This is a genomic window from Tropicimonas sp. (assembly GCF_047971885.1).
Lineage (GTDB): Bacteria > Pseudomonadota > Alphaproteobacteria > Rhodobacterales > Rhodobacteraceae > Tropicimonas.
Genome location: NZ_JBKEAE010000164.1, coordinates 1 through 23,255, shown reverse-complemented (window position 1 = coordinate 23,255; position 23,255 = coordinate 1). Strand labels below are relative to the sequence as shown.

General features: G+C 65.6%; 18 protein-coding genes. 17 read left to right on the top strand and 1 reads right to left on the bottom strand.

All coding sequences use genetic code 11. The features are described 5' to 3' along the window. Position 1 precedes the first annotated feature (1 nt). Positions 2–376: a hypothetical protein gene (locus ACK5IR_RS13895; RefSeq protein WP_416929772.1), complete on the bottom strand. Its 375-nt coding sequence runs from the start codon at positions 374–376 to the stop codon at positions 2–4. A 294-nt stretch (positions 377–670) separates the two neighbouring features. Here ACK5IR_RS13895 and tssA point away from each other — a divergent pair, with 294 nt between their 5' ends. From tssA to ACK5IR_RS13810, 17 genes are all read left to right on the top strand, one after another. After that, positions 671–1,756 carry a type VI secretion system protein TssA gene (gene tssA / locus ACK5IR_RS13890; RefSeq protein ID WP_416929771.1) on the top strand — a complete coding sequence of 362 codons (1,086 nt, stop codon included), beginning with the start codon at positions 671–673 and terminating at the stop codon, positions 1,754–1,756. Positions 1,757–1,825: 69 nt separating this feature from the next. Continuing rightward, complete coding sequence (gene tssB, locus ACK5IR_RS13885) at positions 1,826–2,338, top strand: type VI secretion system contractile sheath small subunit (protein WP_416929770.1); 513 nt, start codon at positions 1,826–1,828, stop codon at positions 2,336–2,338. A gap of 3 nt (positions 2,339–2,341) precedes the next feature. After that, on the top strand, positions 2,342–3,835 hold the full coding sequence (gene tssC / locus ACK5IR_RS13880) for a type VI secretion system contractile sheath large subunit (protein WP_416929769.1): 1,494 nt from the start codon (positions 2,342–2,344) through the stop codon (positions 3,833–3,835). A gap of 81 nt (positions 3,836–3,916) precedes the next feature. After that, positions 3,917–4,402: an Hcp family type VI secretion system effector gene (locus tag ACK5IR_RS13875; protein WP_416929768.1), complete on the top strand. Its 486-nt coding sequence runs from the start codon at positions 3,917–3,919 to the stop codon at positions 4,400–4,402. 79 nt (positions 4,403–4,481) lie between these two features. Then, positions 4,482–5,297 (top strand): type VI secretion system accessory protein TagJ, encoded by an 816-nt coding sequence (locus ACK5IR_RS13870; protein ID WP_416929767.1) that lies wholly within the window; start codon positions 4,482–4,484, stop codon positions 5,295–5,297. A 4-nt stretch (positions 5,298–5,301) separates the two neighbouring features. Beyond that, on the top strand, positions 5,302–5,802 hold the full coding sequence (gene tssE / locus ACK5IR_RS13865; protein ID WP_416929766.1) for a type VI secretion system baseplate subunit TssE: 501 nt from the start codon (positions 5,302–5,304) through the stop codon (positions 5,800–5,802). A gap of 3 nt (positions 5,803–5,805) precedes the next feature. Continuing rightward, positions 5,806–7,680: a type VI secretion system baseplate subunit TssF gene (gene tssF, locus ACK5IR_RS13860; RefSeq protein WP_416929765.1), complete on the top strand. Its 1,875-nt coding sequence runs from the start codon at positions 5,806–5,808 to the stop codon at positions 7,678–7,680. Continuing rightward, on the top strand, positions 7,644–8,660 hold the full coding sequence (tssG, locus tag ACK5IR_RS13855) for a type VI secretion system baseplate subunit TssG (RefSeq protein ID WP_416929764.1): 1,017 nt from the start codon (positions 7,644–7,646) through the stop codon (positions 8,658–8,660). The genes tssF and tssG overlap by 37 nt, the downstream gene beginning before the upstream one ends. 52 nt (positions 8,661–8,712) lie before the next feature. Beyond that, positions 8,713–11,415 (top strand): type VI secretion system ATPase TssH, encoded by a 2,703-nt coding sequence (gene tssH, locus ACK5IR_RS13850; RefSeq protein ID WP_416929763.1) that lies wholly within the window; start codon positions 8,713–8,715, stop codon positions 11,413–11,415. A 77-nt stretch (positions 11,416–11,492) separates the two neighbouring features. Further along, complete coding sequence (locus ACK5IR_RS13845; RefSeq protein ID WP_416929762.1) at positions 11,493–13,604, top strand: type VI secretion system Vgr family protein; 2,112 nt, start codon at positions 11,493–11,495, stop codon at positions 13,602–13,604. A 10-nt stretch (positions 13,605–13,614) separates the two neighbouring features. Next, complete coding sequence (locus ACK5IR_RS13840) at positions 13,615–14,217, top strand: DUF6931 family protein (protein WP_416929761.1); 603 nt, start codon at positions 13,615–13,617, stop codon at positions 14,215–14,217. A 66-nt stretch (positions 14,218–14,283) separates the two neighbouring features. Beyond that, positions 14,284–15,840, top strand: coding sequence for a type VI secretion system-associated FHA domain protein TagH (gene tagH, locus ACK5IR_RS13835; RefSeq protein WP_416929760.1), 1,557 nt, complete (start codon positions 14,284–14,286; stop codon positions 15,838–15,840). Positions 15,841–15,855: 15 nt separating this feature from the next. Continuing rightward, the gene (tssK, locus tag ACK5IR_RS13830; RefSeq protein WP_416929759.1) at positions 15,856–17,193 is read left to right on the top strand and encodes a type VI secretion system baseplate subunit TssK; all 1,338 of its coding nucleotides are present in this window, start codon (positions 15,856–15,858) and stop codon (positions 17,191–17,193) included. A 21-nt stretch (positions 17,194–17,214) separates the two neighbouring features. Further along, positions 17,215–18,633: a type IVB secretion system protein IcmH/DotU gene (gene icmH / locus ACK5IR_RS13825; RefSeq protein WP_416929758.1), complete on the top strand. Its 1,419-nt coding sequence runs from the start codon at positions 17,215–17,217 to the stop codon at positions 18,631–18,633. Next, positions 18,633–22,196, top strand: a complete 3,564-nt coding sequence (gene tssM / locus ACK5IR_RS13820; RefSeq protein WP_416929757.1) for a type VI secretion system membrane subunit TssM — start codon at positions 18,633–18,635, stop codon at positions 22,194–22,196. Before icmH ends, tssM begins: the two co-directional genes overlap by 1 nt. Beyond that, positions 22,178–22,843 carry a type VI secretion system-associated protein TagF gene (gene tagF, locus ACK5IR_RS13815; RefSeq protein ID WP_416929756.1) on the top strand — a complete coding sequence of 222 codons (666 nt, stop codon included), beginning with the start codon at positions 22,178–22,180 and terminating at the stop codon, positions 22,841–22,843. The genes tssM and tagF overlap by 19 nt, the downstream gene beginning before the upstream one ends. A gap of 74 nt (positions 22,844–22,917) precedes the next feature. Continuing rightward, positions 22,918–23,255 (top strand): PP2C family protein-serine/threonine phosphatase (locus ACK5IR_RS13810; RefSeq protein WP_416929755.1); only part of this gene is annotated, 338 nt, incomplete at its 3' end.

Genomic DNA, 23,255 nt, shown 5'->3' with positions numbered 1-23,255 from the left:
CCTATTTCGCGAAGCGCGCGGTGGTCTTGCTCGAAAGCTCCATGATGTCGAAACAGTCGATTTCGTCGGCGTTCTGCGGTTTGCACAACGGCATGTCGTGCAGCAGGACCTCGGTGATCCGGTCGCAGGCGAGGTCGGGAATTTCGAACAGCTTGAGCGTGGTGCGCGCGACCGGCAGCGGGGCGGCGTCGATCGTCAGAAGCTGATCGATCACCCCGTTGCTGTCGAGGATCGCCAGCGACATCTCGAAACCCTCGAAAGTTGTGTCGCTATTGTTTCTGAATAAGAAATAAGTGCGACATCCATCGGGCTCCGCAGCTTCGAATTTGTTAAGCTCGATACCCAGCGTCGCCTCGGCGGCGGCTGCGTCTTGCATCCCGCCGACCACCAGTGCACAGCAGTATAGCGCAAGAAATCGGATAATTCTTGCCGACATGCGCATGTTTCCTATCTTTCAGCGCCTATACTTATAACATTGAGTACCCTGAAAGGGGCTATCGTCAAGCTTTCTGTTCTTGAGTAAGGGATTCCTTACCCTAGGGCAGTGCGAAAGACTGGATTCGTTTTTTCGTTCTGATATCGTAAACAATATCAGCAGGTTTTCGTAGCAGGTGACAGCAGGTTCCGGGCAAGCGCAACCTTGCCGTAATCGTTGCCCGTGGGGGATGATGTGACAATCGAAGTTCCCAGCTTTGGTGCCGATGCCCCCAGCGGTGTGAACCTGGAGTACGAGCCGGTTTTCACCGCTCTGGAGATCGCCGCGCAGCCCGGTGAGGAGCGGCAGCGCGGGAACGAGATCGTCGCCGCCGAGGAGCCCGACTACAAGGAAATCATCGCCCGGGCTCACGAGGTGCTGTCGCAAAGTCACGACCTGCGGGCGGCGGTCCATCTGGCGCACGCCGAATTGCGGCGCAACGGAATTGCCGGCCTTGCCGGGGCGACCGGCTATATCCGTGCCTGCCTGAGCGATTACTGGGATACGTGCCACCCGCAGCTCGACGCCGACGACGACAACGACCCGACCATGCGGGTGAACGCGATCCGCGATCTGGCCGGGCCCGGGACGGTCCTGCCGGCGCTGCGGCTGGCGCCGCTCACCGCCAGCCGGACCTTCGGGCGGATCAGCCTGCGCGACCTGATGCTCCAGGAGGGTGAGGTTGCGCCGCGCGCGGGCGAAAGCCTGCCCGACGCCGCGTCGATTGCCGCCGCGTTCAGGGATACCGAGCCGCAGACGCTGGTGGAGATGCGTGATGCCGCGCGCCGGGCGCTCGACGACGTGAACGAGGTCGACCGCATCTTCGGCGAGCGCACGCCGGGGCGGGGGCCCGATCTGGGCGAGTTGCAGAAACTCCTCGGGCGCATCGTGGCGCGCCTGGTGCAGGAGGCGCCGCAGGACATCGCCGCACCCGCGCCGGCCGAAGCCGACGACTGGGGCACGGTGCCGGTTGCCCCGGCAGTACCTGCGCCAGCCACGGGCGGAGCGCCGGGCGGGATAACCTCGCCGCGCGACGTGATCGCAGCGCTCGACCGGATTGTCGATTATTACGCCAGTGCCGAACCCTCCAGCCCGGTGCCGATCTTCCTGCGGCGCGCCAGGCGACTGGTCGGGGCGGATTTCATGACAATCATGAACGACATGGCCCCCGCAGGGGTGAGCAACGTGAAGGTCATCGGCGGGCTGGACGAAAGCGCCGGGGCGGCACGCGATTCCGCCGCGCCCGCGCCGAAGAAGGATGAATCGTCGGACGGGTGGTGAGTGTGAGGCGCCTGCCCGGCGCCGGGAACCAAAACGGTGACCAAAGCTGACAACGACAGGAGACGCGAGATGTCCAGTTCACAGAAGTTCATTGCACGAAACCGTGCACCAAGGGTCCAGATCGAGTATGACGTCGAGCTCTACGGCGCCGAGAAGAAGGTGCAACTGCCCTTCGTCATGGGGGTAATGGCCGACCTTGCCGGCAAGTCCGAGGTTCCGCAGCCGGGGGTCGCCGACCGCAAGTTCCTCGAAATCGACATCGACAATTTCGACAGCCGCATGAAGGCGATGAAACCGCGCGCGGCCTTTTCGGTACCCAACACGCTGACCGGCGAGGGCAATCTGTCGGTCGATCTGACCTTCGAGAGCATGGACGATTTCAGCCCCGCCGCCATCGCCGAAAAGGTCGAGCCGCTCAAGGCGCTGCTGGACGCGCGCAAGGAGCTTTCGAATCTGATGACCTATATGGACGGCAAACCCGGCGCCGAGGACCTGATGTCGAAAGTGCTGGCCGATCCGGCGCTGATGCAGTCGCTCGCCGCGCAGGCCGCGCCGAAGGATGCAGCCGAGGACAAGGAGTAACCCATGGCCGAAGAAGCAACCGCCGCCGCTGCCGGCGCAGCCGCCGCAGAGACAGTCGAATCCGATTTCTCATCGCTTCTGCAAAGGGAGTTTCGCCCGCGGACCGACAGCGCGAAATCCGCTGTCGAGACCGCGGTCAAGACGCTGGCGCAACAGGCGCTGGAGAACGCCACCGTCATTTCGGACGATGTGCTGATGTCGATGGAATCGATCATCGCCGAGATCGACCGCAAGCTGACCGATCAGATCAACCGGATCCTGCACAATGACGAGTTCCAGCAGCTCGAAAGCGCCTGGCGCGGTCTCTACCATCTGGTGAACAACACCGAGACCGACGAGATGCTGAAGATCCGGGTGATGAACATCTCGAAGAAGGATCTTCACAAGACGCTGAAGAAATACAAGGGCACCGCCTGGGATCAGTCGCCGGTCTTCAAGAAGCTCTACGAAGAGGAATTCGGCCAGTTCGGCGGCGAGCCCTATGGCTGCCTGGTCGGCGATTATCACTTCAACCACAGCCCGGCCGATGTCGAGCTTCTGGGCGAGATCGCCAAGGTGGCCGCTGCCGCGCACGCCCCCTTCATCACCGGCGCCGATCCCTCGCTGATGCAGTTCGAAAGCTGGCAGGAACTGTCGAATCCGCGCGATCTGACCAAGATCTTCCAGACCCCCGAATATGCCGCCTGGCGGTCGCTGCGCGAGAGCGAGGACAGCAAGTACCTCGGGCTGGCCATGCCGCGCTTCCTCGGGCGCCAGCCCTACGGGGCCAAGGGCGATCCGGTCGACGAATTCGCCTTCGAGGAAGAGACGGGCAATTCGGAATCCGAGTATTTCACCTGGGTCAACGCGGCCTATGCGATGGCCACCAACATCACCCGGTCGTTCAAGCTCTACGGCTGGTGCAGCCGTATCCGGGGCGTCGAATCGGGCGGCACCGTCGAGGGGCTGCCGGTGCATACCTTTCCCACCGACGATGGCGGGGTGGACATGAAATGCCCGACCGAGATCGCCATCTCCGACCGGCGCGAGGCAGAACTGGCCAAGAACGGCATGATGCCGCTGATCCACCGCAAGAATACCGATCTTGCGGCCTTCATCGGAGCGCAGTCGCTGCACAGGCCGGCCGAATACGACGATCCGGACGCAACCGCCAACGCGAATCTTGCGGCGCGCCTGCCGTACCTGTTCGCCACCTGCCGGTTCGCGCACTACCTGAAGTGCATGGTCCGCGACAAGATCGGCTCGTTCAAGAGCCGTGACGACATGCAGGTCTGGCTCAAGAAGTGGATCGATCAGTATGTCGACTACAACCCGGGGCATTCCTCCGAGGCCACCAAGGCCGAAAAGCCACTGACCGCTGCGGATGTGGTGATCCAGGATGTGGAGGGAAACCCCGGTTACTACACCTCGCAGTTCTTTCTGCGGCCACACTATCAGCTCGAGGGGCTGACGGTTTCGCTTCGGCTGGTCTCGAAGCTTCCGTCGGAAAAACAATAGGGCCCGGCCGGGTGCCGGCCAGCGGGCGCCCGGCTTTTCACAACGGCGGCGAGGCTGCCGGCACATTAAGGAGAAAGTACTATGGCAGTTGATATGTTCCTCAGCATCGAGGGCGAGATTAAGGGCGAATCGCAGGACAAGACCCACAAGGACGAGATCGACGTGCTCGCCTGGTCCTGGGGGATGAGCCAGTCGGGTTCGTTCCATACCGGCGGCGGCGGCGGTGCCGGCAAGGCCAACTTTCAGGATATCAGCGTAACCAAGTGGATCGACAAATCCTCGCCCATCCTGATGCTCTACTGCGCCAACGGCGATCATTTCCCCTCGGCGAAGCTGACGGTGCGCAAGGCCGGCAAGACACCGATCGAATACCTGACCATTCACATGAAGAAGGTGCTCATCACTTCGGTCTCGACCGGCGGTTCCGGCGGCGAGGACAAGCTGACCGAGAACGTCTCGCTGAATTTCGCGCAATGCATGGTGAAATACATCGAGCAGACCGACAAGGGCGAGGAAGGCGAGAAGCCGGAATTCAAGTGGGATATCGCGGCCAACGCGGCGATGTGACCCCGCGATCCGAATGCCGCCGCCGCGCCTTTGCGCACGGCGGCGGAAGATGTTTCCACACCATGCCGGAGCCATGCACTTGACCAGCCGCGCGCAAGACCTGTTGCAGGCCAACGATCTGGAGGGGGCGCTGGACGCCCTTCAGGCGCAGGTCAAGGCCGACCCCGCCGATCCGAAGCTGCGGATATTCCTGTTCCAGCTTCTTTGCGTGACCGGCGACTGGCAGCGGGCCGTCACCCAGCTCAAGCTCTGCGCCACGATGGACCCGTCCGCCGTTCCGATGGCGCAGACCTATCGCGAGGCGATCCGCTGCGAGGTGTTTCGCGAGGCGGTATTCGCCGGCGAGCGCGCTCCGCTGGTCTTCGGTCAGCCGAACGAATGGGTTGCACTGCTGACCGAGGCGCTGAAGGAACTGGCGCAGGGACGGGCGGCCGAGGCGGCTGGCCTGCGCGAACGGGCCTTCGACATGGCGGCGACTGTTTCGGGAACGGCGGACGATACACCGTTCGACTGGATCGCCGATGCCGACATGCGGCTTGGCCCGGTGCTTGAGGTCATCGTCAACGGCCGCTATTTCTGGATGCCTTTCGATACCGTGCGTTCGTTGCGCATCGACGCGCCGAGCGATCTGCGCGACGTGGTCTGGCTGGGAGCCGAGATCACGCTTCGGAACGGTGGTGAGGTGGTGGCGCTGATCCCCACGCGCTATGCCGGAACGGCTGCGCGGGGGGATGCCGCGGCGAAACTGTCGCGCCGGACCGAATGGGCTGATGCCGGGGCCGGAACCTTTGTCGGTATCGGCCAGCGCCTGCTTGCGACCGATGCGGGCGACATTCCGGTCATGGATCTGCGCAGCCTTCAGATGGGGCCCGCCGCGCAGCCCGGCGAGGGCTGATGCCATGGCCGACAGGACCATCCTCGAACGCCTGCAACCATCGCTTCTCGACCGGCTGACCGACGACGAGCCGCACCGGCAGAGCGAGGGGCGCGAGGCGCGGGTGATCGACATCCGCCGCCTGCGCGAGATCGTCCGGCGCGACCTGGCCTGGCTTCTCAACACCACCAACCTCGATTCGCAGATCGACGCGGAGCTTTACCCGAACGTGCGCCGCTCGGTGGTCAACTACGGTATCGACCCGGTGGCGGGCGACAGTTCGACCCTGCGCCGCGCCGATGCGATCCGCGCTGCCATCAGGCGGTCGGTCGAGATGTTCGAGCCGCGCATCCGCACAGGCTCGGTCGATGTGACGATGCGCGAGGACGACAGCGACAGAAGCGTGACCTCGATCTTCTTCGATATTCGCGCCGACATGTGGGCGCAGCCGCTGCCGCTTGAACTGTACCTGCAATCCGAGGTCGACCTGACCACCGGGCATGTCAGCCTGGAACGGAGGGGCTGAGCGATGGATACCCGGCTGCTCCGCCATTACGAGGCCGAACTTGCCTTCCTGCGCGAGATGGGGGCCGAATTTGCCGAGGCCTACCCGAAGATCGCCGCGCGGCTCGGCATGGACGGGATCGAGGTGCTCGATCCCTATGTCGAGCGGCTGCTCGAGGGGTGCGCCTTCCTCACCGCCCGGGTGCAGCTCGAACTGGAACTGCAGTATCCGCATTTCACCTCGAACCTGCTGGAAATCGTATATCCGCATTACCTTGCGCCGACGCCGTCGATGATGGTGGCGCAGCTTCACCCCGATCTGGACAATGCCGCGCTGGCGGACGGATATCTGCTTCGCCGCGGAACGAACCTGCGTTCGGTATCGCCGGACGGCGCGGCATCGGCCTGCGTGTTTCGGACCGCGCAGGATCTGACGCTCTGGCCGGTGGAGATTTCCGAGGCGGAATACCTCGACGGGCGGGGCGAGCTTGTGGCCGCCGGCGTGGCCGGCGGCGCCGAGGCGCGGGCCGGTATCCGCCTCAGGCTGCGGCGCCATGCCGGCATGCCGCTGAACGAGCTTTCGATGGACGGGATGACGGTGTTCCTGGGCGGGCGCGGCGCGGCAAGCTGGCAGGTCCACGAGCTTTTGTGCGCGCAGGGTGCCGGGGTCGCCGCGCGCTCCACCGACCGGCGGGCCGACTGGGTGCTGCCACTGGGCGGATGCCTGCGCCCGCGCGGTTTCGGGTGCGACGAGGCGTTGCTGCCGACGCCGCAACAATCGTTCGACGGCTATCGGTTGTTGCAGGAATATTTTGCCATGCCCGAGCGGTTCTTCTTCGTCGAACTGACCGGGCTGACCCCGGCGCTGGTCCGGGCCAGGGGCTCCGAGGTCGATCTCTACATCCTGCTGCGCGAAGGGCAGCCCGAAATCGCCCCGCAAATCCGGCCCGATCTTTTCCGGCTGAATTGCGTGCCGGCGATCAACCTGTTTCCCAAGCGCTGCGACCGGGTGCATGTGACGGCGCGCGATTACGAGCAGCACGTCGTGCCCGACCGCACCGCACCGCTCGATTTCGAGGTTCACACCATCCGGAGTGTCATGGGGATCAGCGGCGAGGGTGAGGCCGATGTCGAGTTTCGTCCCTTCTATTCGGCCGACGATTTCACCGCGATGAGCGGCGGCGGGCGCGCCTTTTACAGCCAGAGCCGCAAGATGCGCCAGCGCAACGAGAAGGAGCGCCTGCGCGGCGGGCGCACTTCGTACCTCGGTTCCGAGGTGTTCGTGTCGCTTGTCGATGCGGACAACGCGCCCTACCGCGCCGATGTGCGCCAGTTGGCGGTGCAGGCGCTGGTAACCAACCGCGACCTGCCGATGCTGCTGCCAGGCGGTGCGGACAACGTTTTTCACCTGCCCGACGGCGGCCCGGTGGCGCGGGTGAGCACGCCGGTTTCGCCGACCCGCCCGCGCCCGACGCTGGCCCAGGGCGATGCGGCCTGGCGGCTGATCAGCCACCTGAGCCTGAACTACCTGTCGATCGCCGATACCGACGGCGGCACCGGCGCCGGGGCGTTGCGCGAGATGCTGAGCCTTTACGCCCCCGAAGGCGACCGGGTGGTGCGCCAGCAGCTTGAGGGGATCGCCCGCGTCTCCAGCCGGCCGATCGTCCGGCGGATGAGCGACGAGGTGCTTTCGACAGCGGTGCGCGGGCTCGAGATCGGAGTGCATTTCGACGAAAGCTATTTCGAGGGAACGAGCATCTACCTGCTCGGGGCGGTGCTGGAGCGGTTCTTTCGCAAGCACGTCTCGATCAATTCCTTCACCGAAACCGCAATCTTCAGCCAGCAGCGAGGGGAGGTGGCGCGATGGCGTCCCGGGACGGGCCTGGCCCGGATCATCTGAGCCACCTTGCAAGGCTCGAAGCCGCGCCGGAAGACGTGCATGTCTTTCTGGCGATGCGGATCGTCGAGGCGCATTTCGCCGATGCGCCCCGTCTGGGCGATGCGCGCCGCCCCTCGGCCGATCCGGTGCGCATCGGCCAGCAGCCCGGCCTTGCCTTTCCGCCGGCCACGCTGGCGGGGTACCGGCCGCCGCGTCAGGACCGGCCCGGCGTGCTGAGCAACCGGTTCTTCGGCTTTTTCGGCCCCAACGGGCCATTGCCGCTGCACCTGACGGAATACGCCCGCGAACGGCTGGCGAACGAGCGCGATTCGACCCTCGTCGGCTTTGCCGACATGCTGACCCACCGGCTGGCGACGCTGCTCTACCGCGCCTGGACGACCGGCCAGCCGGCGCCGAGCCTCGACCGGGGCGAGGACTCCGCGATGGGTTCCCGCGTTGCGGCGATCGCCGGGCGGCACGGGCGGGCGCTGGACCGGCGCGATGCCATGCCCGACCTTTCGAAGCGGTATTTCACCGGGCATCTGGGGGGCGGGCCACGGTCGCCCGAGGTGCTGGTCGCCATGGTCTCGGCCTTTTTCCGCGCCCCGGTACACTTGCGCGAATTCGTCGGCTGCTGGCTGGAACTCGAGCCCGGCGACCGCTCGCATCTTGGTGCGATGGCGGGGCTGGGGCAGGGGGCGAGCATCGGCAGCCGGGTCTGGAGCCGCGCCGCCAGGTTCCGCCTCGTTATCGGCCCGCTGCCGCTCGACGGCTACAACCGCCTTCTGCCGGGCGGCGATGCGTTGCGCCGGCTGACCGATATCGTGCGGAATTTCGTCGGCGATGCGCTGGACTGGGATGTGAACCTTGTTCTGCGCGGCGATGCGGTGCCGGCGGCGGTGCTGGGCGGCGATACACGGCTTGGCCTGACGAGCTGGATTTGCGGCGCCGCCGGGCGCGCCGAGGTGGGTGATCTTTATCTGGAGCCGGAGAGAGTGTGACGAAATCGTGACGCCGCATCGGCGTTGCGGGACAGCGAGGAAAGGGAACGACATGTCGGAGATCAGCCGCGTCGCGCTGTTCGGCAAGCTGAACGAACTTGGCTACCGGTCGGTCGAGGGGGCGACGACCTTTTGCAAGCTGCGCGGAAACCCCTATGTCGAGATCGTCCACTGGCTGCACCAGATCCTGCAGAACCCGGACAGCGATCTGCACCGGATCGTCGGATTTTATCACATCGATCCGTCGCGACTGGCCGCCGACATGACGCGCGCGCTGGACGGGCTGCCGCGCGGGGCAACCTCGATCACCGATCTGTCGCACCATATGGAGCATGTGACCCAGCAGGCATGGCTTTACGGGTCGCTGATGTTCGGCGATGGCCGGATACGCACCGGGCATCTGGTACTGGCGATGGCCAGGACGCCCGAATTGCGGCGCATGTTCCACGGCCTTTCGGCCGAGTTTGCCAAGGTGAAGGGCGACGATCTGTCGGAGCGGTTTGCCGATGCCGTCGCCGGTTCGCCCGAAGACGGCATGCGGGCGCAGGACGGTTCGTTCAGCGGCGGGGGTGCCGCGCCGGGCGAGGCCTCGGGCGCCATCGCCCCGGCGGCGATGGGCAAGCAGGAGGCGCTCAGGCAGTTCTGCACCGACCTGACCGCGCAGGCGCGCGACGGCAAGATGGACCCGATCGTCGGGCGCGATGACGAGAGTCGCCAGATCGTCGATATCCTGATGCGCCGGCGTCAGAACAACCCGATCCTGACCGGTGAGGCGGGTGTGGGCAAGACGGCGGTGGTCGAGGGGTTCGCGCAGCGCATCGCACGCGGCGACGTGCCGCCGGCGCTGAAGGATGCGCGCATCCTGGCGCTCGATGTCGGGCTGCTTCAGGCGGGCGCGTCGATGAAGGGCGAGTTCGAAAACCGCCTGCGCGCCGTCATCGACGAGGTGCAGGCCAGCACCCACCCGATTATCCTGTTCGTCGACGAGACCCACACCCTGGTCGGCGCGGGCGGGGCGGCGGGAACGGGCGATGCCGCGAACCTGCTGAAACCGGCGCTGGCGCGCGGCACGCTGCGCACCATCGGCGCGACCACCTGGGCCGAATACAAGAGACATATCGAGAAGGACCCGGCCCTGACCCGGCGTTTTCAGGTCGTTCAGGTCGACGAGCCCGATGTCGCGAAGGGCGTTCTGATGATGCGCGGCATCGCCTCGATGCTGGAACGGCATCACAAGGTGCAGGTGCTGGACGAGGGGATCGAGGCGGCGGTGACGCTTTCGGCGCGCTACATCCCGGCGCGGCAGTTGCCCGACAAGTCGGTGAGCGTTCTGGATACCGCCTGTGCCCGCGTCGCCGTCAGTCAGCACGCGGTGCCGGCCGAGGTCGACGATTGCCGCAGGCGCATCGACGCGCTGACGACCGAGCTTGAGATCATCGACCGGGACGAATCGGCCGGGTACGATGCGAGCGCGCGCCGCGCCGCGATTGCCGCGCTGACGATCGACGAGGAAACGCGCCTTGCGGCGCTCGATGCACGCTGGGAGGCCGAGAAGGCGGTTGTCGAGCGTATCCTCGGGCTGCGGGCAAGGCTCCGCGAGGGGGGCGTCGCGGTCGAGGCGACGGACACGGACGAAACGGCCGCCAGCCCGCTGACCCCCGCCGAGCGCGCCGCGCTGCTGGAGGAGTTGCGGGCGACGAATGCGGAACTGCGGCGGATTCAGGGCGAAAGCCCGCTGATCCTGCCCATCGTCGATGCGCAGGCGGTGGCGAGCGTGATCGGCGACTGGACGGGTATCCCCGTCGGCCGGATGGTCCGCAACGAAATCCAGACCGTCCTGAATCTGGAAGAACACCTGGGCAGGCGGGTGATCGGGCAGGATCATGCGATGAAGATGATCGCCAAACGCATCCAGACCAGCCGTGCCGGGCTCGACAACCCGTCGAAACCGATCGGGGTCTTCCTGCTGGCCGGTACTTCGGGTGTTGGCAAGACCGAGACGGCGCTGGCACTGGCCGAGGTGCTTTATGGCGGAGAGCAGAACGTCATCACCATCAACATGAGCGAGTATCAGGAGGCCCATACCGTCAGCAGCCTGAAGGGTGCGCCGCCGGGGTACGTCGGCTATGGCGAGGGCGGCGTTCTGACCGAAGCGGTCCGCCGCAAGCCCTATTCCGTCGTGCTGCTGGACGAGGTGGAAAAGGCCCATCCGGACGTGCACGAACTGTTCTTTCAGGTCTTCGACAAGGGCCGGATGGAGGATGGCGAGGGGCGGATGATCGATTTCCGCAACACGCTCATCCTGCTGACATCGAACGCGGGTTCGGAACTGATCATGGATATGTGCGCCGATCCCGACCTGATGCCCGAACCCGAGGGCATTGCCCGGGCGCTGCGCGACCCGCTGCTCGCGGTCTTTCCGGCGGCGCTGCTGGGGCGTCTGGTGACGATCCCCTATTATCCGCTCAGCCCCGAGATGATCGGCCGGATCGCGGTGTTGCAACTCGACCGGATCAGGAAGCGGGTCGAACAGCGGCACGGCGTGCCGTTCGCCTATACCGACGCGGTGGTCGACACCATCGTCTCGCGCTGTCAGGAGGTCGAGTCCGGCGGGCGGATGATCGACGCCATCGTGACCAACACCATGCTGCCCGAGGTTTCGGCCGAGTTCCTGCGGCGGATGATGTCGGACGAGGCGGTCAGTTCGGTCACCGTGGATGCGAGGGAGGGCGATTTTACCTATGCGTTCGGCTGATCCGATCCGGACCTTCGGGCGATCTGTTGCGTCGTTGCGCGGCGCCGTTGCCGGCGGCGCGCGGACAAGGAGGCGTCATGAGTGCTAAACCGCCCAATGCCGCGGATTATCCGATCAGGATGGAATGCTGCTGGCCGCAGACCGAGGTTTTCCTGGTCGCGGCGAAGATCGGGGAAAAACTGGGCCGTCCGACGGAAACCACTATCGAATTTGTCGCCAACAACCGGACGATCGACCTGAACGAGATCGTCGGAACCACCGTCAGGCTGAAACTGGGAAAGCGGCAGGCCGAAAACGCCCCCGATACCGAACGCGCCTTCGCCGGGCTCTGCGTGTCGGCGGGTTTTCTGGGGGAACATGCCGGCCTTGCCCATTTCACCGCCGAGCTTCGTCCGCCGGTCTGGATGCTGTCGCTGTCGCGAAACTCGCGCGTGTTTCAGGACATGACCGCCCCCGAGATCGTCAAGCAGGTTCTGGGTGAATACGGCCTTTCGGGCGATATCACCGACAAGCTCAGCGACAGCTACCCCGTGCGCGGGCTTTGCGTGCAGTATCGCGAAAGCGATCTCGATTTCCTGCACCGCCTGATGGAAGAGGAGGGGATCTATTATTTCATGACGCCTGATGAGCCCGACGGCAAGCTTGTGCTGGCGGACGATGCAGGTGCGCACGACCCGGTCGAGGGGGGCGGCGTGCCATTCATCGATCTGGAAAGCAGGAACCGCCGGCAGCTGGAACACCTGTTCGAATGGGACAGCAGCCAGCGGGTAACCACGGGCAAGGTCACGCTCAACGATTACAACTTCCTGACGCCGCGCGCCGATCTGAAAAGCTTGGTTTCCATCGCAACCGGCACGCACCAGCGCAGGGAGATCGAAGCCTACGAATACCCGGGCCATTACGGCGATACGGGCGACGGTGACCGCTACGCGCGCATCCGGATGGAGCAGAATGCGCTGCGTTACCGGCAATGGAGCGGCGCCGGCAACGCCTCGGTCATCGCCATCGGCGGCACCTTCACGCTCGAGGATGCGCCGCGAAAGGAGGACGGAACCGAGTTCATGGTCACGCAGGCGACCCATTACCTGCAACTCGATCCGAAATCGGCCGAGGCGCTTGGCGTGTCGAAGGTAACCGATGCAGCGATATTGTTCGGCGACGACAATCAGGACCCTTATCGCGTGCGTCTGAACGCGGTGCCCAAGGGCGTTCCCTACCGTTCGCCCATGCGCACGCCCTGGCCCGAGGTGGCAGGCGTGCATTCGGCGGTCGTCACCGGACCGGCCGGGGAGGAGATCCATACCGACAAGTACGGCCGTATCCGCATCCAGTTCCAGTGGGATCGCGACGGCAAGCGAGACGAGAATTCGACCTGCTGGGCCCGCTGCATGATGCCTTGGACCGGCAAGAACTGGGGCATGATCGCCCTGCCGCGCGTCGGCCAGGAGGTGGTGGTCCAGTTCGAGGAGGGCAATCCGGACCGGCCGCTGATCGTCGGCATGGTTTATAACGCCGACACGATGCCGCCCTATGCGCTGCCCGGCAACAAGACCCAGTCTGGCATCAAGACCCGATCGAGCAAATCGGGGACGACCGACAATTTCAACGAATTGCGCTTCGAGGACAAGAAGGGCGGCGAAGAGATTTATTTCCACGCCGAACGGGATTTTACCCAGGTGGTCGAGAACGACGCGAGGATCGATGTCGGGCTCGACAAGAAGGACAAGGGCGACATGGCGCTGACAGTGCATCGCCATCTCGACGAGACCCTCCGGACCGGCGACCACACCTTCACGGTGGAGGATGGCAACCAGACGATCAGTATCAGCAAGGACCAGACCGAGACGGTGGAAGGCAAGCTGACCCAGACGGTTACGGGAAATGTCACCGGAAAGGTCAGGCAGGGCAACCGGAGCTGGACGCTCGATTCGGGTAACGAGTCCCTTACTATCTCGAAAGGCGATTACTCGGTAAAGACTTCGCTCGGAAAGATCACCATGGAGGCGATGCAGTCGATCGAATTCAAGGTGGGTGGAAATTCGGTGAAGATCGACCAGACAGGCGTGACGATCAAGGGAACCATGATCAGGATCAGCGCCCAGGCGATGCTCAAGGCAAGCGCGGCGATGACCAGAGTTTCCGGTAGCGGTATCGTGATCGTTCAGGGCGGTCTGATAAAGATAAACTAGGATCGCGGGAATGGGAGAACGTTTCGAAGGACTGAGGAAGATCCCGCAGGAGCCGGCCGCGCGCCTGCTCGCGGGTGCGAACGTGAGGTTGCAGACCCCGCTCAGGGGGCCGGCGACCGCCACCGTCAGCGCGGTGCTGAGCGAGCTGGACCGGATCGGCGCATTTGTCGACATGCTGCGGCTGCTTTCGGTGGCGCTGCCGCCGCGCGAGCGTACCTGGTGGGCCTGCCTTGCCGGGCGCGACCTGCTGGGGCCGCAGATCGACCCGTTGCCGCGCGCCCTTGCCATGGCCGAGGCGTGGGTCTTCCGCCCCTCGGAGGAAACCCGCGCCGCCGCACAGGCTGCGGCAGAGGCGGCGGATTCCGATGACGACACGGCGATGTGCGCGACAATCGCCGTCATGTCCGAGGGCTCGCTCGGGACCGGTGCGATGCAGGGTTACGAGGCGCCGCCGGGCGCTGCGGCCAACATGGCGTTCGGCATCAACATCATGGCGCTGGACGCGTTGGGGGAGGATATCGAGGCGTCGGCCGATCTGCTGATCGACCGCGCGCTCGACATCGCCCGAGGCGGCAACGGCCGCATCGCGCGCCCCTTTGGCGGGCCCGCATGAAGGCCGGGAGAAAAAGACGCGGCCACCCGGGTGGCTGAAATGAACAACGTCAGGTAACCGAATGGAATGACTGTAGTGATCCGTTTTCAATCCACAGGTGTCGTCCCCGGCGAGGGCCGCCCCGTTCCCATGGTGGGGAACGCGCTGACCATCGGCCGGGCGAACGACAACGATCTGGTCCTGCCCGACCCGGACCGGATCGTCTCGTCGCATCATTGCGCGATCGAGGACCAGAACGGCAATGTCGTGGTGATAGACCTGTCCACCAACGGCACCTTCCTGAACTACGGCAAGGTGCCGCTCGGCCGGGTGCCGACGCCGCTCAACGACGGCGATATCCTGTGTATCGGCGGTTACGAACTTGTGGTCGATCTGTCGGCACGGATGCGCAAAGACCCGCTCGCCGATCTGCCGCCTCCGGCCGAAACCGGCGCGCTGGGGCCGGGATCGGCCCGTGCGGACGATGATCTGGCCAGCCTTCTCGACGATCCCGGTCCCGGCGGCAGGGATTTCCTCGACGAGCTTCTGGGTGAACCGGCTGCGCCGGTCGGCCCGCGCGGGGTCAGGCGGCCGGAACCCGGCGACGACGGGCTTCTTCCACCGCTGGGCGAGGGGGAGGACGACCCGCTAGCGCCGGCGGCGGATCCCGATTCCGGCCTTGGTGCCAGCCAGCCGTTCGACAGCCCGTCGATGCACGATCACATGCCGTTGCCGCGCGCCGTGCCCCAGGCCATTCCCGACGACTGGGACCTGGATTTTCCGGCGGACGGCCCGGTGCCTGGGCCTGCGGCCATACCGGACGAGGGCAGCGCGCCGCATATGTCTGGTGCCGCCTTTATCCCCGACAACGAGGATCCGGGCTTCCGCGCCCCGAAAACCGATACCGTTCCGGCAAGACGCGGTGTGGCACGACCGCAGCCCGATGCGGGCGCGGATGAACTGCCTGCGACGCCGCCGGCGACAGGCAGTCCGGACAATCCGACTGCCGGCCCCGCGCGCCGCGCGACAGGGTCTGGCCGAAATGCGGCATCCGACGCGGCGGCGCTCGGCGTGTTTTTCAAGGCAGCGGGCGTTGCCGATATCGACCTGACGGATGTCGAGACCGACCCGACCATGGCGCGGCTGGGCAATGTGCTGCGGATCATGATCCACGGATTGCGCGATATCCTGATGACGCGAACCTCGATCAAGTCGGAGTTCCGCATCGACCAGACACGCATCTCGGCCAGCGGCAACAACCCGCTGAAGTTTTCGGTCACCCCCGAACAGGCGGTCGAGGTGATGATGAAACCGCCGATGCGCGGCTATCTGGAGGCCGAAGCCGCCGCCGAACAGGCGCTGCGGGACATCAAGGCGCACGAGATCGCGATGATGACCGGCATGGAGGCTGCCCTGAAAGGTGTGCTGAAAAAGCTCGCGCCCGACCAGCTTGAAGGCAGGATCACCTCGGCAGGCGGATTGGGCGGGCTGCTGAAGGGAAAGAAGGCACGCTACTGGGAAACCTACGAGAAAATCTATGCCGATGTCGCCGATCAGGCCGAGAACGATTTTCACGACCTGTTCAGCCGCGAATTCGCGCGCGCCTATCAGGCGCAGCTCGAAAAACTGAAGGATGCGAAATGACGGCGGGGTGCGCTGATGTCGTGGGATAGCAAGGTACTCTGGACCGAGGGGCTGTTCCTGCAGCCCCATCACTTTCAGCAGGCCGACCGCCACACCGAGGCGCTGGTCGGCGGGCTGGCGCGGCGCGTGGCGCCCTATGCCTGGGGCGTGTCGCAGCTTGAAATCGACGACGAGGTGCTCAAGGTCGGACAGTTCGCGATCAAATCCTGCGCCGGGCTGACCCAGGACGGGGCGGTGTTCCGCGTGCCCTCCGCCGAGACCCATCCGCCGGCGCTCGACGTGCCGCCGGGGATCAAGGATTGCATCGTCTACCTGAGCGTGCCGCAGCGCCGCCAGGGCGCGGCCGAGGTCGACATGACAGGCGCCGAGCTTTCGGCGGCCCGCCTGCGCCCGGCGGAACTGGAGGTCACCGATACGATGGGCGCGGGGCGCAAGCCGGCAATGCTGGCGGTGGGCACGCTGCGCCTGCAATTCGCGCTGGAGGTGGACGATCTGGCCGACCGGCTGGTGATTCCCATCGCACGGATTGTCGAGGTAAGGGCCGACAGCGAGGTGGTGCTCGACAAATCCTTCATCCCGACGGTCATGGATCTGCGCGCCGCGCCGCCGCTGGCCGATTTTCTGAACGAACTGGAAGGCCTGCTGAACCATCGTTCGACCGCGCTATCGGGGCGGCTGACCCAGGGCGGCAAGAAGGGCGCGGCCGAGATTCAGGATTTCCTGCTGCTGCTGGCGATCAACGCGATGCAGCCGGTGGTTCGCCACCTTGCCGGGATCGAGAACGTGCATCCGGTGGCCTTCTACCGCGATTGCGTGTCGCTGGCCGGGCAACTGGCCACCTTTACCGCGCCGGCGATGCGCCCGCCGGAATTTCCCGCCTATCAGCATCACGACCTGACAGCGAGCTTCGCCCCCGTCATCCGCGAGTTGCGCCGCTATCTTTCGGCCGTGCTGGAGCAGACGGCGATTTCGATCCCGCTGGAGGAACGCAAGTACGGCATTTCGGTCGGCGTGATCGCCGACCGCAAGCTGATCCGCGATGCCGGCTTCGTGCTGGCGGTTTCGGCCGATACCCAGGCCGAGAACATCCGCCGCCATTTCGCCGGGCAATCGAAGATCGGCCCGGTCGAGGAGATTCGCACGCTGGTCAATTCGGCGCTGCCGGGAATCGCGCTCAGGCCGTTGCCGGTGGCACCGCGCCAGATCCCCTATGTCGCCGGTTCGGTCTATTTCGAGCTCGATCCCGAAAGCCCCTATTGGGGCAAGATGACCACCTCGGGCGGCATCGCGGTGCATGTCTCGGGCGCTTATCCGGGGCTCGGTATGGAGTTGTGGGCGATACGGCAGGGATAACCTGAACGGGAGGATGACCGGGTGAACAGTGACGATCCTTTCTCCGAGCGCGACGACGGCGAACGCACTGTTATCCGGCCCAATCCCGGTGGCCGCCGGCCCGCGCAACCGGCACCGCAAGCACCCCCGGCGGTGACTGCCACGCCGACGCCCGTGCCTGACGAGAACTTCGGCTACGGGATTCCTGGTGCCACGGCCCGGCCACGCAGCCCCGGGCCGCTGGGCCCGGACGAATTCGCGGCACTGGCGCTGTCGTTTACCGGGCTCAACCCGCTGGTCGCCTCGGCCGCGCCGCTTTTCGCGCTGGTCAGCCGCATCCGCAACCGCGCCCAGCACGCCGACCCCGAACGCCTGCGCCAGAGCGTCATCGGCGAGGTGCGCGAATTCGAAAGCCGCGCCCTGAAGGCGGGATGCGATGCCAAGGATATCAAGGTCGCCCGCTACGCGATCTGCGCCACGCTCGACGATGTGGTGCTGAACACGCCATGGGGCGAAAGCTCGGTCTGGCAGCAGCAGTCGATGGTGGCGACCTTCCACCGCGAGGTGGTGGGTGGCGACAGGTTCTATGACCTTCTGGCGCGGCTGGAGCAGGATCCGGCGAACAATATCGAGATGCTGGAGTTCATCTACCTGTGCCTGTCGCTCGGCTTCGAGGGGCGGCTGCGGGTCGAGCAGGGCGGGCGCGAGCGCCACCGCGAGATCCGGGCCGGGCTCGCCCGCCTGATCCGTGCACAGCGCGGTGCCGTCGACAGCGAGCTTTCGCCCCACTGGCAGGGGCTGGAGGTGCCCAACCGCACGCTTTCCCTGTGGCGTCCGGTGTGGATTGCCATGGGCTGTGCGGCGGCGGTCATGGTCGCCGGGTTCGTCGGGTTCAGCTGGGCGCTCGGCGGGGCGACCGAGCAGATAACCGGCAGGCTTTCGGCGCTGGAGCCCGGGATCGCGCCGACGATCGCGATCAAGGCGCCGCCGCCCCCGCCGCCGCCGCCGCAGGCCGAACCGCTGCCCGAGAAGTTCAGGGCGTTCCTGAAGGCCGAGATCGACGAGGGGCTTGTCGAGGTCGACAGCAAGGGCAATACGCTGATCATCCGGCTTACCGGATCGGGGCTGTTCGGCTCGGGCTCGAACGTGCTGGCCGAGCAGTACCGCGAGCCGGTGCAGCGCGTCGCCTTGGCGCTGAACGACGAGCCGGGGCCGGTAATCGTTGTCGGCCATTCCGACAACGTGCCGATCCGCTCGTCGCGCTATGCCTCGAACATGGAGCTTTCGCTGGCGCGGGCGGAATCGGTGCGCAAGCTGATGGCGCCTGATCTCGACGATCCCAAGCGGCTCTCGGCCGAGGGCCGGGCCGAGCGGGAGCCGCTGGCCACCAACGATACCCGCGAGGGGCGCGCCCGCAACCGGCGCATCGAAATCCTGCTTGTCCGGGTCGGAGACGAATGATGCGCTTCCTTGCCTCGACCTATTTCCTCGTCCCGTTGGTCACGCTGATCCTCAGCCTGTTCTTCTGGGTCTTCAGCCCGTTCATCGGCAGCGATACCTGGCAGCCTTTTGCCGGGTATTTCCCGCGCGCTGTCGTTGTCGGCATAATGTGGTTTGTCGCGCTCGTGTGGATCGCGATCGCCGCGCTGCGCCGCGGCAGGCGCGACCGCGACATGGCCGAGGAGATCGTCGAACAGGCCGCCGATGCCGGTCCGGAGGGCGACGAGATCGTTCAGGAGGAACTGGACGAGATGAAGGGCAAGCTGCGCGGCGCGCTGGCGCGGCTGCGCAAGTCGAAGCTGGGGCGCAGGCACCTCTACGAACTGCCCTGGTATGTGATGATCGGCCCGCCGGGAGCGGGAAAGACCACGGCCATCGTCAATTCCGGCATGCGCTTTCCGCTGGCAGAAAAGGACGGTGCGCACGCGCTGGCGGGTGTCGGCGGCACGCGCAACTGCGACTGGTGGTTCACCGAAAACGCGGTGATGATCGATACCGCCGGGCGCTACACGACGCAGGAAAGCGACGCGCAGGTCGATAACGCGGCGTGGCTCGGATTTCTGAAGCTGCTGAAGAAATACCGCCCCCGCCAGCCGATCAACGGCGCGATCGTTGCCATCAGTCTGAGCGATCTTTCGCTTCAGGACGAACTGACCCGCAAAGGTCATGCCGCCGCGATCCGCCGCCGCCTGAACGAGTTGCGCGAGCAGCTTGGCGTCCGGTTTCCGGTCTACGTGCTGTTCACCAAGGCCGATCTGATCGCCGGCTTTGCCGAAAGCTTCGAACCGCTCGGCAAGGAGGCGCGCGAGCAGGTCTGGGGCTTCACGCTCGACCTCGACAAGAGCCGCGCCGAACGCTCGCCGACAGCAGAGTTCCAGCCCGAATTCGGCGGCCTGCTGCAACGGCTCAACGGGCAGTTGCTCGAACGCATGCAGGCGGAAACCGATACCGGCCGGTGCAGCCTGATTGCTGGTTTCCCCAGCCAGGTCGCATCGGTCCGGCAGGTTGCCAACGAACTGTTGGCCGAGGTCTTTGTCGACAGCCGCTACGAACAGCGCCACATCCTGCGCGGGGTCTATTTTGCCTCGGGAACGCAGGAGGGCAACCCGATCGACCGGCTGATGCTGGGCATGGCGCAGACCTTCGGCATCGGGCGGCAGGCCATCGGCGCCGGCCGGGGCAGCGGGCGTTCGTATTTTCTGACCCGGCTGTTCGAGGGCGTGATCTTTCCCGAAGCCGGGCTGGTTTCGACCGACGACAAGGTAGAGCGCCGCTATCGCTGGACCCGGCGGCTGGCCATCGCCGCCTCGGTTTTGCTGGTGGCGGCGGTCGGTGCGCTGTGGACGCGCAGCTATCTGGGCAACCAGCGGATGATCGCCGGCGCCCAAGCGCAGACCGCCGCCTATCAGGAGGCAGCGGCGGTCATTCCCGGCAATCCGGTGGGCGATACCGACCTGCCGGCCATCGTACCGGCGCTGAATATCCTGCGCGACATGCCGACGAACCCGGTAACCCACGAGGCAGACCCGCCGCTGGCCATGGGATTCGGGCTCTATCAGGGCGATCTGGTCGGCAATGCCGCCGCACAGGCCTACCGGGCATCGCTGAACCAGCACCTGCTGCCGCGCATGCTGTTGCGGCTGGACGAACAGATGCAGGTTTCGATGAACGATCCGGACCGTCTCTACGAGGCGCTCAAGGTCTATCTGATGCTTGGCCTTCAGGGGCCGATGAACCGCGATCAGGTGCTGGAATGGGCGGCGCGGGATTTCGAGACCTTCTATCCGGGCGCCGCGCGTGAGCAGATGCGCAGCGACCTGACGGGCCATCTGGCAGCGCTGATCGACCAGCCGATGCAGGAGGTCGCGCTCAACGGCCATCTGGTCGAGAGCGTCCGTCAGGTGCTCAGGGCGATGCCGCAATCCGACCGCATCTACACCAGCATCGTCAACAGCCCCCGGGTTGCGTCGCTTCCCAGATGGCGGCTGACCGACGGCAACCCGACCATTGGCCGTGCGATGACGCGTTCGTCCGGCGCGGCGCTTGGCGACGGGATTGCCGGCATCTACACGCGCTGCGCCTTTCACGAGGTCTTTGTTCCCGAGGCGCTGAAGGTCAACGAGCGGCTTGCCAGCGAGGCCTGGGTGATGGGCGAGGCGGGCGAGGCCCAGAGCGAGGAGGCCAACGTTGCCACCACGGCGGGTGTCTTCCAGCTCTATTTTACCGACATGGTGCAGCAATACGAGGCGATGCTGAGCGATCTCGACATCATCCCGCTCGATTCGCTGAACAAGGCGGTCGAGGTGACCAGCGTGCTGTCGAGTCCGGCATCGCCCATTGCCAACGTGCTCGAATCCGTGGCCGACCAGACCCGGCTGACACAGGATTGCACCGTGCCGGAGAACGCCGCCGCCGAGGCCGGCGGCGAGGCGCTTGCGCACGGGGCGGTCCGGCAGCTTGCGCTTGGCCTGAGCGTCCGCCAGCGTATCCTCAAGGAAGCGGTCGAGGCAAGTTTCAGCGCCGCCGCCGGTGGCGAGGCGCAACCGCTCGGCACGCAGGTGGAGCGGCGTTTCGGCTGGTTGCAGGAGCTTGTCGCCCGGCCGGAGGGCCAGCCGTCGCAACTCGATCAGTACCTCGACCTGCTGAACGAGGTTTATCAGGAACTGAACAAGCTGACCTTCAGCGGTGGCGCGAGTCAGGTGTTGCAGAACCCGGTGATCCAGCGGTTTCAGGCGACATCCTCGCAGATGCCCGAACCGTTGCCGCGCTGGTCGACCCAGATCGCCGCCGGTGCCGCCGGTATCGGCGTCGAGGGGACGCGCACCTCGGTCAACGCCGAATGGCAGAGCAAGGTGCTGCCGTTCTGCGAAAAGGCGCTGGCCAACCGCTATCCCTTCACCCCGCGCGCCAAGGCCGATGTCGCCTTGCAGGATTTTACCAGACTCTTCGCACCCGACGGGCTGATCGACGGATTCTTCAACCAGCACCTGCGGGATCATGTCGATACCCAGGCAGACCCGTGGGTCTGGAATGGGGCAGGCGGGGTCGATCTGGGAATCTCGCCGGCGGTTCTGACCCAGTTCCAGCGGGCGGCACAGATTCGCGATACCTTCTTCGCCGCCGGCCCGCAGATCGCGGTGCCGTTGCAGATAACGCCGCAGGCGCTCGATCCGGGCGCGGCCGAGATGCTGCTAGAAATCGACGGGCAGAACCTGCGCTTTGCCCATCGCGATGGCCGCCCGACGCCCGTTGCGATCAGTTGGCCGGGGCAAGTGGGCATGGCGCGGCTGACGCTGGCGCCGCCGGTCAGCAATGGCGAAAGCTCGTTCGGCCGTGACGGGCCGTGGGCGCTGTTCCGTCTGTTCGACGCGGCCGAGGTGCGCCGCACCGACGCACCCGACCGCAAGCGCGTCATTTTCCGCATCGGCGGGCGCATCGTGATCTTTCAGGTTCAGCTTGGTTCGGTGAACAACCCGTTTTCGCTGGCCGCGCTGACCGAGTTCAAGTGCCCGCAGACGTTCTGATGCCGGTTCCGGTGATTCACGGTGCCATCGGCGCTTTCGGCAAGATGCCGTCGCAGGGGGATTTCTTTCGCTTCGAAACGCCGAAGGGGTTCGTGCGCGCGTGGGACGGCTGGCTGCAACGCACCTTTCCCGGTGCGCGCCAGACGCTTGGCGCCCGGTGGGAGGAGTGCTACTACAGCGCGCCGATCTGGCGGTTTTCCATCCTGCCGGGGGTGGTGACGACAAACGCCCTGGCCGGGGTGATCATGCCGTCGGTCGACCGGGTGGGGCGGGCATTTCCCCTGACGCTGGTCTGCGCCGTGGCGCCCGAGAGCGCCACCGCCGACGCCCATCTCGCACAGGCGCCGTTCTTTTTTGCGCTCGAGGAAATCGCGCTCGACGCGCTCGACGACGCGACGACGCGGGAATCGCTGGCCATGTCCCTGCGGGCCTTTCGCGACCGGTGCCGGAGCGGCATGCTCGCCCCCGTCGATCGGGCCCGCTGTGGTGTGATCGTCACACGTGGGGTTCAATCGCGCTGCCAGTGGAGTTCGCAGCTCGAGAATGGTGTTGTGCAGCTCAGAACGTCCGGTCTTCCTGACCTTGCGTTATTGGCGCGGATGTTCGATTCCGCGTCAACATTCTGGATAACGGAGGCCGCAGGATGACGCGCCGGATGCGCCATAATGCGTCAACGCATGTGGGACATGTAAGACGGGTCAACGAGGATTCATTCCTCGCCATGCCCGATCGGATGATCTGGGCCGTTTCCGACGGGATGGGCGGGCATGCCGCAGGCGATTACGCCAGCCAGACCGTCACCGAAGCCATCGCGACGGCGCCCGACAACGGCGATCCGGCTGCCCGCATGCGCGCGGTTCGCGATGCGCTTCACGCGGCGCATGCGCGGATTCGGGCGGAATCGTCGCAATCCGGCGCCGGCACCATCGGTGCGACGGTGGTTGCGCTGCTGCTGTCGGACGATCATTTCATGGCCTTCTGGGTGGGTGACAGCCGGCTCTACCGGTTGCGCGACAGTGTGCTCGAATTGCTGACGCAGGATCATTCGGTGGTCGGCGC